At 64.5% G+C, this 12,483-nt stretch carries 10 protein-coding genes; 8 read left to right on the top strand and 2 right to left on the bottom strand.

The features are described from left to right. Nucleotide 1: 1 nt before the first annotated feature. From NDI65_RS09445 to NDI65_RS09420, 6 genes are all read left to right on the top strand, one after another. A complete protein-coding gene (locus NDI65_RS09445; RefSeq protein WP_089780189.1) occupies nucleotides 2-1,030 on the top strand; it encodes a TIGR03560 family F420-dependent LLM class oxidoreductase in 1,029 nt (342 codons plus the stop codon). 215 nt (nucleotides 1,031-1,245) lie between these two features. Next, nucleotides 1,246-2,004 (top strand): IclR family transcriptional regulator, encoded by a 759-nt coding sequence (locus tag NDI65_RS09440; RefSeq protein ID WP_089780191.1) that lies wholly within the window; start codon nucleotides 1,246-1,248, stop codon nucleotides 2,002-2,004. A gap of 90 nt (nucleotides 2,005-2,094) precedes the next feature. Continuing rightward, complete coding sequence (gene rhcF / locus NDI65_RS09435; RefSeq protein ID WP_042665834.1) at nucleotides 2,095-2,946, top strand: 2,4-diketo-3-deoxy-L-rhamnonate hydrolase; 852 nt, start codon at nucleotides 2,095-2,097, stop codon at nucleotides 2,944-2,946. A gap of 51 nt (nucleotides 2,947-2,997) precedes the next feature. Next, a complete protein-coding gene (gene rhcB, locus NDI65_RS09430; RefSeq protein ID WP_089780193.1) occupies nucleotides 2,998-3,795 on the top strand; it encodes an L-rhamnose 1-dehydrogenase in 798 nt (265 codons plus the stop codon). Nucleotides 3,796-4,546: 751 nt separating this feature from the next. Continuing rightward, nucleotides 4,547-5,170 carry a rod-determining factor RdfA gene (gene rdfA, locus NDI65_RS09425; RefSeq protein WP_042665835.1) on the top strand — a complete coding sequence of 208 codons (624 nt, stop codon included), beginning with the start codon at nucleotides 4,547-4,549 and terminating at the stop codon, nucleotides 5,168-5,170. A gap of 79 nt (nucleotides 5,171-5,249) precedes the next feature. Further along, nucleotides 5,250-7,199 (top strand): archaea-specific SMC-related protein, encoded by a 1,950-nt coding sequence (locus NDI65_RS09420; protein WP_042665836.1) that lies wholly within the window; start codon nucleotides 5,250-5,252, stop codon nucleotides 7,197-7,199. A gap of 130 nt (nucleotides 7,200-7,329) precedes the next feature. Here the strand turns inward: NDI65_RS09420 and NDI65_RS09415 are convergent, their stop codons facing one another. Next, nucleotides 7,330-8,094 carry an IclR family transcriptional regulator gene (locus NDI65_RS09415; RefSeq protein WP_089780197.1) on the bottom strand — a complete coding sequence of 255 codons (765 nt, stop codon included), beginning with the start codon at nucleotides 8,092-8,094 and terminating at the stop codon, nucleotides 7,330-7,332. Between the two features lie 363 nt (nucleotides 8,095-8,457). On the opposite strand from NDI65_RS09415, the gene NDI65_RS09410 reads away from it, so the two are divergent. Continuing rightward, nucleotides 8,458-9,870 carry an amidohydrolase gene (locus NDI65_RS09410; RefSeq protein WP_089780199.1) on the top strand — a complete coding sequence of 471 codons (1,413 nt, stop codon included), beginning with the start codon at nucleotides 8,458-8,460 and terminating at the stop codon, nucleotides 9,868-9,870. A 96-nt stretch (nucleotides 9,871-9,966) separates the two neighbouring features. Here the strand turns inward: NDI65_RS09410 and NDI65_RS09405 are convergent, their stop codons facing one another. After that, entirely contained in the window at nucleotides 9,967-10,671 is a 705-nt protein-coding gene (locus tag NDI65_RS09405; RefSeq protein WP_089780526.1) for a creatininase family protein, read from the bottom strand. Between the two features lie 221 nt (nucleotides 10,672-10,892). Here NDI65_RS09405 and NDI65_RS09400 point away from each other — a divergent pair, with 221 nt between their 5' ends. After that, complete coding sequence (locus tag NDI65_RS09400) at nucleotides 10,893-12,479, top strand: ABC transporter substrate-binding protein (RefSeq protein WP_089780528.1); 1,587 nt, start codon at nucleotides 10,893-10,895, stop codon at nucleotides 12,477-12,479. Nucleotides 12,480-12,483: the final 4 nt, after the last annotated feature.

Here is a 12,483-nt window from a genome sequence, read left to right as displayed (position 1 = left end):
GATGTCTGACATCAGCTTCGAGTACAACGTCCCCGTCTTCGCCGGCGCGCCCGACGAGGGGTCCGAGCCGACGCACCGCGACACGCCGCAGTACGAGGCGCTCGACTGGGAGGCGACCAAGATGGGCGTCCAGAAGGCGGAGGAACTCGGCTTCGACGCGGCGTGGGCACCCGACCACCTGCTGTTGGGCCGCGACCACGCCGAGTACGAGTGCTGGACGCTGCTGTCGGCCATCGCCGGCTTCACGGAGGACATCAACCTCGGCTCGCTCGTCCTCTGTAACGACTACCGCAACCCGGCGCTCGTCGCCAAGATGGCCGCGACGCTCGACGTGATTTCCGACGGGCGACTGGAACTCGGTCTCGGCGCGGGCTGGCACGAGCCGGAGTACGACGCCTACGGCTGGGAGTACCGCGACGGCTTCGAGCGCCTGATGCGGCTCGACGAGTCCATCCGTCTCATGAAGCGCATGTGGGCCGCCGGGACCGACGGCGCGAGCTTCGACGGGAAGCACTACCAAATCGAGGACGCCTACTGCGTTCCGGGTCCCGTACAGGACCCCCATCCGCCCATCCTCGTCGGCGGACAGGGCGAGGAGGTCACGCTCAAACTCGTCGCCAAGCACGCCGACGTGTGGAACACCGACGTGTTCAACGGCGACGTGGAGACGCTCGAACACAAAATCGGCGTCATCGAAGACCACTGCGAGACCGTCGGCCGCGACCCCGACGACATCGAGTACTCGTGGGACGGCCACGTCATCTGCACCCGCGACGAGGAGAAGTTCGACCGCCTGCTCGACCTGATGACGCCCATCCAGTTCGAAGCGGAGTATCAGGACCAAGCGCCCATCGTGACGGAGGAAGACGCCCGGGAGTACTTCATCATGGGGACGCCCGAGGAGTGCGCGGAGGCCATCGAGCGCCGCATCGACGCGGGCGTGACGAAGTTCCAGGGCTGGTTCATCGACTTCCCCGACACCGACGGCATGGAACTGTTCGCGGACGAAGTCATCCCGCAGTTCAGCTGAGGCACCCTGCGGGTCGACCGCGCCGCGGTCGGTCCGCTTTTTCGTTCTGGATTTCACTCGTTGATTCGTTTTTCACGTTGTTTGGTTATCACCGCATAGACCCCGTGAGCGCCATCACTTCGCCATTTCAGACGCGCTGGAACACGTTCTTCGACGCTGGTTCACTTCCGGCCATAGCGGAAAGACCTTTGAAGGATGGAGTTTCATAACTAACTATGACGTCAGACGTTCCGGTCAACGCGGTCAAAATCTCGCTCGAACTCGTCGACCTCTTGCGGGAACTCGACGGGGCGGGCGTCTCGGAGGTAGCCAAGCGACTGGACAAGCCCACCAGCACGATTCACGACCACCTGCGGACGCTGGAGCAACAGGAGTACCTCGTCAAGGAGGACGACACCTACTACGTCAGCACTCGCTTTCTCCAACTGGGTGCGCACGCGCGGTCCCGCCAGAAGGTGTTCAAAATCGCGCGTCCCGAGATAAACGAACTCGCGCAGGTGACCGGCGAGCACGCGAACCTGATGATAGAGGAACACGGCGTCGGCGTCTTCCTGTACCGCTCGCGGGGTCCCGACGCCGTCAGGCTGGACACCCACGCAGGGATGCGCGTCCCGCTACAGACGACCGCGCTCGGGAAGTCCATCATGGCGAACCGGCCGCGAGAGGAGGTCGAACGAATCCTCGACCGCCACGGCTTGGAGGCGGTGACGGACCGGTCTATCACCGACCGCGAGGAACTGTTCGACGTGTTGGAACAGGTCCGCGAGCGCGGCTACTCGTACGACGACGAAGAGCGCGTCAAGGGCATGCGCTGTGTGGCCGCGCCGATACTCAACGAGGACGACTACGCCATCGCCGCCGTGAGCGTCTCGGGGCCGAAAAGCCGGATGCGAGAGGAGCGGTTCACCGAGGAACTGCCGAACCAGATTCTCAAGAGCGCGAACGTCATCGAGGTGAACCTGACGTACTCGTAGTTGACCACCTCGCGCCCGCGTTTCCGCCCGGCCGTCGTAATGCTGCGTAGAGCGCAACAGTTACGTATCACGGTGTGGCAGACTGTAACGATGCAACTCGTTCGATACACCGCGGGCGGTGCCCCCGAATGGGGCGTCCGCCGCGACGACGACGTCGTCCCGCTCTCCGGCCTCCGCGAAGACGTCACCGTCCAGAACCTGAACAGCCCCGGCTTCCTCACCGTCGTCGAGGACGCCGCGGACGCCGCCGAGGACCAGTCGGTCCCCGTCGAGGACGTGAAGCTCCTCGCGCCCGTCCCGCGCCCCGGAAAAATCGTCTGCGTCGGGCTCAACTACCACGACCACGCCGAAGAACAGGACGAAGAAGTCCCCGAGCGCCCGCTCCTGTTCGGTAAGGCCGGCACGTCCGTCACGAACCCCGGCGACCCCATCGTCCACCCGGCGGCCATCGACGAGGTCGACTACGAGGTCGAACTCGGCGTCGTCATCGGGCAGACGGCCAAGAACGTGGACGCCGAGGACGCCTTCGACTACGTCGCGGGCTACACCGCCATCAACGACGTGAGCGGCCGCGACGCGCAGTTCGACGACGGCCAGTTCTTCCGCGGCAAGAGCTACGACACCTTCGCCCCGATGGGGCCGACGTTCGTCCCCGAGGGCGACGTCGACCCGCACGACCTCGACGTGGCCTGTCGCGTCAACGGCGAGACGAAACAGGAGTCCAACACCTCCGAGTTCATCTTCGGCGTCGACGAGGTCGTCGAGTACATAAGCGGCATCACGACGCTCCGACCGGGAGACGTCATCTCCACCGGCACGCCCGGCGGCGTCGGCATCTTCCGCGACCCGCCGGAACTGCTCGAACCGGGCGACAGCGTCGACGTGGAAATCGAGGGCATCGGCACGCTCACCAACCCGGTCGTCGCCGAGCGCGACGAGTAACCGGCCGCCGCACAGCGCAATTATTTATACGATATCCCGGTACTACCGACTATGAGCACGCACACAGACACCCGACTGAGAGACAAGCATATCGTCGTCACCGGCGGCGCGCGCGGCATCGGCCGCGGTATCGCGGTCCGCTGCGCCCGCGCCGGAGCCGACGTATCGATTTTCGACACGAAACCCGAGGTGGCCGCCGAGACCGCCGAACTCGTCCGCGAGGAGGGCGGTGAGGCCGCGGTGTACGAGGTCGACGTGACGGACGCCGCGGGCGTCGAAACCGCCGTCGACGCCGCCATCGAGGCGCTCGGTGACATCCACGGTCTCGTGAACAACGCGGGCGTCCAGCAGGCCGTCCCGCTCCTCGAAACGACCGAAGACGACTGGGACCTCCACTTCGAGGTGAACGCCAAGGGTACGTTCCTCGTCTCCAAGGCCGTCGCCGCCCGGATGGTCGACCGAGACGTCGAGGGGAGCATCGTCAACATCTCGTCGGTCGGCGCGGAGCGACCGTTCGCCGGACAGGGCGCGTACGGCGCGTCCAAGGCGGCAGTCCTCGCCTTCACGACCGTGCTGGCGAAGGAACTGAGCGACCACGGCATCACCGTCAACGCGCTCAAACCGGGTACCGTCGAGACGCCGATGGTCGAGACGTGGCTCGACGAGCACGCCGAGCAGTCCGGTAAGTCGTCGGACGAAATCCTCGCGGAGACGCTCGACGCGCACATCCTCGACCGAATCGGCCAGCCCGAAGAAGTCGGCCACGTCGCGGTTCTCCTGCTCTCCGAGGAGGGCGACTGGATAACCGGCGAGTCCATCGCCGTCGACGGCGGTTACCTCAAACACTGACTTCGACGAGGAGGCGCCCGGTGACTCGCCCACATAGGTCCGCGCGATATTTGTGGGTTCCGATCGTCTCCCCGTGAGCGAACCCGTCTTTTCGAACTGGTCCCTATCGCCCGAGTCGTCCGTCCCCGCGCTCTTCGCGTCGATGCACGGTCGCCTCCGCCGGTCCGGCATCGTCGGATATAGATTACGTCAATGTTCGGTGACGGTCGCCCCGGAGGCGTGCCACGACGCGCGCCGCAGAGGGGGGCCAACCAGTCTGAGACGTCCGCCTCGCGCGTTCCTCTCGTTCGGAGGCGAGGTCCGGCCTCCGCCCGTGTGACCGCGGTTGCCAACTACACAACTGTTATATCGATGTGTCTCGTGGTAACATGTGATCAGATCGGTCTGATCACGTGCGACCAGTATCCCGTGCGTCCAGCACGATAGCCATCAGTACGACGACCATCACGTACGCTCGGTGGCCGCCACGGAGTACACCTGCCAATCGGTACTCGCGGATATGCAGTGCGGCCGCCACCCGAGCACGACGTCCCATTGATACTCCATTTTTTGATGACCAACGTCCGGGTACGGCCGAGTCCGACTCGTCGGTCTGAGGGACACCGGTCCGCGCCACCGGCTCTTCGTTCGCGCGCTCGGTCCGGCACTGCCGGATACGCCCCCTTCGATTCAGTCCGTGGGCGCACCGCTCGGGCCGTCGAACCGGGCTCGAACCTGAAGATATTTTACGCTACCGTGTGAAATCCGGGTAATGGGTACCGATCAAAGCACGAACCGTCGCCTGAGTAAGGTAGAGCGGGTCATCGAGACGTACGACTTAGACGGGTTCGGCGAGCAACTCGCCGAGCGGTGGACGGCCCCCGAGGACAGCGATAGCCTCCGGGACCTCGCGGATCTGATGAACGAACGGGTGCTCGACGCCGCGCTGCGCGAGGCGGGCGAGGACGTTCTCGAAGGCGAGGTGGAGAACCTCTATACGCTTCTCACCGGCGACGAGACCACGGAGGGGATGCGCGTTCAGGCGAAGAACACGCTCCAGTCCCGCGGCGTCGACGTCGACCAATTGCTCTCGGACTTCGTCTCTCATCAGGCGGTCTACACCTATCTGACGGAGATTCGGGGCGTCTCGAAAGAGTCCTCGTCCGGAAACAGAATCGACAACGTCGTCGAGTCCATCCAGCGACTCCGCGGTCGACTGGTCGCGGTCATCGAACAGAGCCTGAGCTCGCTCCGCAACACGAGCAAACTCCGGCTCGGAGACTTCGACGTCCTCGTCGATACGCAGGTGTACTGCCGAGACTGCGGGACGCAGTACGAAGTCGTCGAACTGCTTCGGCGCGGCGGGTGCGACTGCGACGAAAGCACGTCGAACTAAACGATTACATACTTAGCTCTGTCACATTCCGCTCGATTCAACGGGTGATTTTATATTGATGTACCTATAGCATCAAGGTATGAGCTCAGAACAAGTGTCAAGATCCAAAGTCCACCTTTCGGTCGAGAACATCGGTGGCATTGACAACCTGTCAACGTCGTTCGAGCCGGGTGTGACGGTGTTGGCGGGTCGGAACGCCACGAACCGAACGTCGCTCTTGCGGTCCATCATGGCCGCACACGGGAGCGACGACGTCGCGCTCAAAGGCGACGCAGACGAGGGGTCGGTCGAACTCACGATCGGCGACGAGACGTACACCCGGACGTTCGAGCGACAGGGCGACGCGGTCATCTCCGGTGGGAACCCGGTCCTCGACGACCCGGACCTCGCTGACCTGTTTGCGTTCCTGCTCGAAACGAACGACGCCCGGCAGGCGGTCGCCCGCGGCGACGACCTCCGCGACCTCATCATGCGCCCGGTCGACGTCGAGTCGATAAACGAGCAGATCGAGTCGCTCCAGCAGGAGAAACGCGACATCGCCGACGAGCTCTCGACGCTCAGCAACCTCTCTGACCGCCTGCCGCAGCTCGAACGCCGGCGGACGAAGCTCGAAGACCAAATCGAGGAGAAAGAAGAGGAACTCGCCGAGAAAGAAAAAGAGGTCGAGGAGTACGACGCCAGCGTGAGCGAGCGTCAGGAAGTCGAGAGCGAACTCGAATCCAAGCTCGGCGACCTCCGGAGCAAGCGCCGCGACATCAACGACGTCGACCGCCGCATCGAGACGGAGAAACAGAGCCTCGACGCGCTCGAATCCGAGGAAGACGAACTTTCGGACGACGCCGAGGACCTCCCCGAGGTCGTCGGCGGCAAGATCGACGAAATCGACTCCGAGATCAGCCGGCTCCGGACGCGCCGACAGGAGATTCAGTCGACCGTCAACGAGCTTCAGTCCGTGATTCAGTTCAACGAGGAGATGCTCTCTGGAACCTCCTCGGACGTCGTCGACGCGCTCCGAGACGCCGACGACTCCGGCGGGAGCGTCACCGACCAACTGCTCGGCGACGACCAGGTCGTCTGCTGGACGTGCGGCTCCGAGGTCGACAAGTCCGAAATCGAAGGGACGATCGAACGTCTCCGGACGCTCCGCGAGGAGAAACTCGAAGACAACCGCGAACACCGCGAACAGCTCTCCGAACTCGAAGACGAGAAGTCCACCTACGAGCGCCGCCAGCGCGAGCGCGACCGCATCGAGCGCCGCCTGTCTGAAATCGAAAGCGAGCGCGAGACTCGCCAGGAGCGCATCGAGGAGCTCAAGTCCGACCGCTCGGACCTCGAAGCCGAAATCGAGTCGCTCGAACAGACGGTCGACGAACTCGAAAGCGAGGAACACGGCGACCTGCTCGACCTCCACCGCGAGGCGAACCAGCTCGAATACGACCTCGGACGCCTCCGCAGCGACCTCGAAGACGTCGAAGACGAAATCGACGACATCGAGCGCAAACTCGACGAGCGCGACGAACTCGAAGCGGCCCGCGAGGACATCGAAGACGAACTCGAAGAGCTCCGGACGCGTATCAAGCGCCTCGAATCCGAGGCCGTCGAGGAGTTCAACACCCACATGGACGACGTGCTCGACGTGCTCGAATACGACAACCTCGAACGCATCTGGATCGAGCGCACCGAAAAGCGGGTTCGGGAGGGCCGAAGGAAGGTCACGAAGTCCGTCTTCGACCTCCACGTCATCCGGACGAACGAAGACGGCGTGAGCTACGAGGACTCCGTGGCGCACCTCTCGGAGTCCGAGCGCGAGGTGACCGGCCTCGTGTTCGCGCTCGCGGGCTACCTCATCCACGACGTCTACGAGACGGTGCCGTTCATGGTCCTCGACTCGCTTGAGGCCATCGACTCGAACCGCATCTCGCGGCTCGTGGACTACTTCGCCGACTACGCCGACTACCTCGTCGTCGCCCTCCTCGAAGAGGACGCGCAGGCCGTCGACAGCGCGTACCCGCGCTACTCGCCGGCGTAACGAGGTCGTTCTCGTTTTCTGTTTTTTCGACCCCGAACTGTGCCGCGTCTCGGCCGAAGTGGTCCGTTTCGAGTTACACTAATAGCGATGTAACGTTGACCGGAGAACTGCGAGGACGACTGCGGCGCGTTCAGGAGAGCGCGATGCTCAGTTCGAGTTCCTCGGCGATGCCGAGGAGGACCTCGGTGAGACGGTCGAACTGCTCGCCTTTCATTCGGTTTGAGGGGCCGGCGACGCTCAGCGCGCCGAACACGTCGCCGTCCGGTCCCATGACGGGAGCGCCGACCGCGCGGACGCCGCTAATCTGCTCTTCGACGTTCAGCGCGTAGCCGCGCTCTCTGATCTCGTCGAGTTCGTCGAACAGCGCCTCCTCGTCGTGAATCGTCTGTTCGGTCTCCTTCGGGAGGCCGATCCGGTTGATGATTTCTCGGACCCGCTCTCGCGGCATATTGGCGAGAATGGCCTTCCCGCTCGCCGTCGAGTGGAGATAGACGCGCTTTCCCACCGTCGACTGCGTCCAGACGCCGTGTTTTCCGGGTGCGGTGTGGACGTACACGCCCCGCCCGTGCTCCTCGACGGTGAAAATCGAGCGCCGTTCCGACTCCTCGGAGAGGACGTTGGTGTAGTGTTCGGCCTTCCCGAATTTTCGTTTCCGCGTCCGGACGAAGTTTCCGAGACCGAGGAAGCGAAGCCCGAGATGGTACGTATCGCCCTCTTTAACCACGTATTCCTGCGCTTCGAGGGTCGTCACGTGGGTGTGTGCAGTGCTCGGCGCGATGTCGAGTTCGCGGGCGATTTCGGTCACGCCGGCACCGTCGCGTTCCCTGAGCAATTCGACGATTCTGAGGGTTGTGACCGTCGTTTTGAGCGAGCGGTCGTTCGGGGTTTCGGTCATTACCTGCGGGTCGTCACCATTGCACATAGTCGTTTCGGCTCTCCCGAATACCAGTTGTTCGATGGCGAATGCGGGCCACGCTGTCGCCGAAACGAGTCGTTTGTGAACGATACGCACGCCCTGTGGCCGGACCGGGGTGCGACGCCCCGGCCCAGAGACGGCGAGGTCGGCGACCGAAATCGGCAGAGAGCGGTACGGACGCATCCGAAAGGCGGGGGGTACGCCGCTCGCACGATTTCGGCGTCTCCCGGTGTTCGCATTCGTTCCTCGTGAATAGTCTCTTCTGTGGGTTAATCGGAGCCCGAACGTCCACCGGTCCGGAAGTGTTATTATCGTTTCTCCAGTCGATTCGGACGAAACTCAATGAACCACAACGAGACGTTCGAAACGGTCGAGTCGCTGGAGGCGGAGCTCGTCTCGCTCGCCGAGTCGCTCTGGGAGACGCCCGAACTCGGGCTTCACGAGACCGAGTCCGCCGAGTCGCTTTCGTCGGTCCTCCGCGACGCGGGATTCGACGTCACCGAGGGCATCGGCGGGATGCCGACGGCGTTCAGCGCGACCTACGGCGAGGGCGACCCGCACGTCGGCATCCTCGGGGAGTACGACGCCCTGCCCGGGCTGTCCCAGACGGTGTCGTCGAGCAGGGAACCCGTCGAAGTCGGCGCGCCGGGCCACGGCTGTGGACACAACCTCTTCGGCGTCGCCGGCGTGGGGGCCGCCCTCGCCGCGAAGCGCGCCATCGACGACGGGCGGGCCGAGGGGACGGTCACGTTCTTCGGCTGTCCCGCCGAGGAGATTCTCGTCGGCAAGGTGTTCATGGCCCGCGACGGGGCGTTCGACGACCTCGACGCCGCGCTCACGTGGCACCCGAGCCACCTCAGCGCGCCGTTCATGGCGCAGACGCTCGCGATGAACTCCGTCGAGTACACGTTTCACGGCGAGTCGGCCCACGCCGCCGACAGCCCGCAGTCGGGTCGGAGCGCGCTCGACGCCGTCGAACTGCTGAACACCGGGTCGGAGTTCATGCGCGAGCACGTCTCCGACGACGCCCGCATCCACTACACCATCCCCGACGGCGGCGGCGCGCCCAACGTCGTCCCCGCGGAGGCGACGGCGTGGTTCTACGTCCGCGCGCCGACCCGCGACGAGGTCGACCGCATCACCGACTGGCTCGACGACGTGGCCGAGGGCGCGGCGCTCATGACCCAGACGACGGTGTCGCGGCGGTTCCACACCGGCTGTTACGACTACGTGGCGAACCACGCGCTGTCGGATACACTGCTGGAGAACATGCGACTCGCCGGCCCCATCCCGTACACCGACGAGGACCGCGAGTTCGCCGCGGAGCTTCGGGAGACGCTGTCGGCGGAGACCATCGAGGCGCGGACGGCGCAACTCCCCGAGGAGCGGCGGGAGGCGGCGCGCTCGTCGGTGCTGTATCCGGACGCCCAGCCCTCCTACGACGTGGGGACCGTGCTCAACGGCTCGACGGACGTCGGCGACGTGAGCTGGATTACGCCGACCGCGCAGTTCTGGGCGGCGTCGTGGCCGGTGGGGACGCCCTCGCACACGTGGCAGGCGGTCGCCGCAAACGGGAGCTTCGGGTCGAAGGCCGCGGTGTACGCCGCGAAGGTCCTCGCGGCGACGACGCTCGACCTGTTTTCGGACGAGGCGCTGGTGGCGGCGGCCCGCGAGGAGTTCGAGGCGTCCGTGCCCGGCGAGTACGAGACGGCGCTGCCGGAGGGGACGGAGCCGCCGTTCCACCTCACGCTGTAGGCGGCGAGCGTCGGGAAAATCAGCCCTCGTTTCGGCTCCGGTTCCGGTACGCGGTTTCGCTCGCTTCTGTCCGTTCTTCCGTCGCCGAGACTCGCGTTACTCCAGTTCCGACCGGAGGTGCGTCAGGATGCGGTCGGTCGTCGCCTCGATGACGTCTTCGAGGAACTCGGGATCGGACTGCGTCGGGTCGCCGAGGCCCCCCTCGACGGTCAGGTCGTCGAAGTGGGCGTACTGGCGGACCTCGTAGCGGTTCTTCTTCGTCTGCGGCGTCTTGCGGTCGCCGCGGACGAGGTCGGGTCGGTAGTGTTCGATGACGCTCGTCTCGTACTCGCCGGCGTGACCCCACTCGGTGCCGAACCGCGCTTCCAACTGGTCGCGGGCGAAGTCGGTCCAGTGGGCGTAGTACGAGTCGAGTTCGTGGTCGCGCTGGAGTCGGTCGAGGGCGAGTTTGTGCGGCTCGATGTTGCCCCCGTGGAAGTTGGCGACGAGAAACCGGGTCGCGCCGTGGCGCTGGACCGACCGGCCCACGTCGATGATTATCTCTTGGTACGTGTCGGCTCCGAGCGAAATCGTCCCCGCGTAGTTGATGTGGTGCTCCGAGTAGCCGTACGGGAGGACCGGCAGAACGAGGAGATTCAAGTCGTGTTCCGGCGCGGCCGCGGCGAGTTCCGCGGTCAGGTTCTCCGCCCGGATGGAATCGACCGAGGTCGGGAGGTGCGTCGAGTGCTGTTCGGTTGCCCCGCAGGGGAGCACGACGAAGTCCGCCTCGTCGAACGCGGTTTCGGCTTCCTGCCACGTCATCTCCGCTAGGAGCGACTGTGACTCCGTTGAGTCCATAGAGAGATACGCACAGTTCCGATATATAATGGTTCACAATTAGGCAGTCTGAGTGGGTAAGCGGAAACGAGTGCACAGTATGCAAATGCTTATGTTGGTGATGCCGAAATGATTCGGCGTCAATGATGAGAGAGAGTGTCTCACGTAGAGATATACTGAAAACGACGGGTGCGTCGATACCCGTCCTGCTCGCCGGTTGTACGTCCGACTCCGGGTCCGAAGCGACGACCGAGGGCGACGGTGGCGGCGGCGAAACGACTACGAGTGGCGGCACGGAGACGGCTGCCGGGAGTTCCGGCGCGACGATACGCATCGGCCAGTCGCTGAACCCCGTTCGATTCGACCCGATAACCCAGCTTTCGAACCCGGACGCGCTCGTCGCCAACCGAGTGTTCAGCCAGCTGTACACCTACGGCGAGGGGACGGACGTGGTCCCGAACCTCGCGACGAGTATGCCGACCATCGAGCGGGACAACACCCGTTACACCGTCGAGATCGTCGACAACGCGATGTTCCACAACGGCGACCCGGTCACCGCCGAGGACGTGGCCTACTCGTTCCGCGCGCCCATCGAGGAGGAGACGCCCCTCCTGGGCATCTTCAGCGTCATCGACTCCGTCGAGGCCATCGACGAGACGACGGTCCAGTTCGACCTCTCGAACCCCTACGCGATGTTCCAGCACGTCCTCACCCATCAGGTCGTGCCGGAGACCGTCCGCGAGGAGGACAAGGAGGCGTTCAGCACCGAACAGCCCATCGGTTCGGGGCCGTTCCGGTTCGTCGAGTGGGAAGAGAGCAACTACGTCACGCTCGAACGCTGGGACGACTACTGGGGCGACGAACTGCCCAACGTCGCCGGCGTCGAGTTCACGCCCATCACGGAGTCGACGACGCGCGTCACCAACCTCAGAACGAGCGACGTGGACGTCATCGAGACGATTCCGCCGCGGCTCTGGGACACCGTCGAGAGCACCGAGGACACGAGCATCTCCGAGGTGGAGAGCGTCGGCTACTTCTACGTCGCGTTCAACTGCAACGAGGGGCCGACCGCCGACAAGCGCGTCCGCGAGGCCATCGACTACAGCTTCTCGATGGACGACGCGGTCGAACGCTACATCGACCCGGCCGGACTCCGCCAGTACGGCCCGCTTCCGGGTCCGATGGTCGAAGAGTGGGACATGCCGCTCGAAGAGTGGATGGAGATTCCGAACGACAAGGACGTCGAGCAGGCGACGGCGCTGTTCGAGGAGGCCGGCGTCCCCGCCGACTGGGACGCGAAAATCATCGTCCCGCCGGACGACAACCGCGAGAACATCGGCCTCTCTATCGCCAACGGCATCAAGGAGGCCGGCTACGAGGCCCACGTCGAACGGCTCGACTGGGGCGCGATGCTCAGCCGCGCGTACACCGGAAACGCCTCGGACTACAACATCTACGTCCTCGGATGGGTCCGCTACCCCGACCCCGACGACTTCATCTACAACCTGTTCCACGAGGACTCCGAGGGCGTGAATCAGGGCGTCTACTACCGGAACGACGAGGTCATGGCGCAGATTCAGGGCGCGCGCGAGTCGACCGACCGCGACGAGCGCCAACAGCTCTACCAGTCGGCCATCTCGACGCTCTTGGAGGAGAAGGTCCACCTCCCCGCGTTCAACTACAAGAACTCCTACGGGGTGAAGTCCACCGTCAGCGACTTCCAGGTACACCCGGTCTCGCCGCAGAACCCGCGGCTCCTCACCTCCTACAACAACGTCTCGGTCGACAGATGATCTC

The organism is Haloferax sp. S2CR25 (assembly GCF_031624535.1).
GTDB classification, from domain to species: Archaea; Halobacteriota; Halobacteria; order Halobacteriales; family Haloferacaceae; genus Haloferax; species Haloferax massiliensis.
The sequence above is the reverse complement of the archived record's forward strand: the minus strand, read 5'-3'. Positions and strand labels throughout refer to the sequence as shown.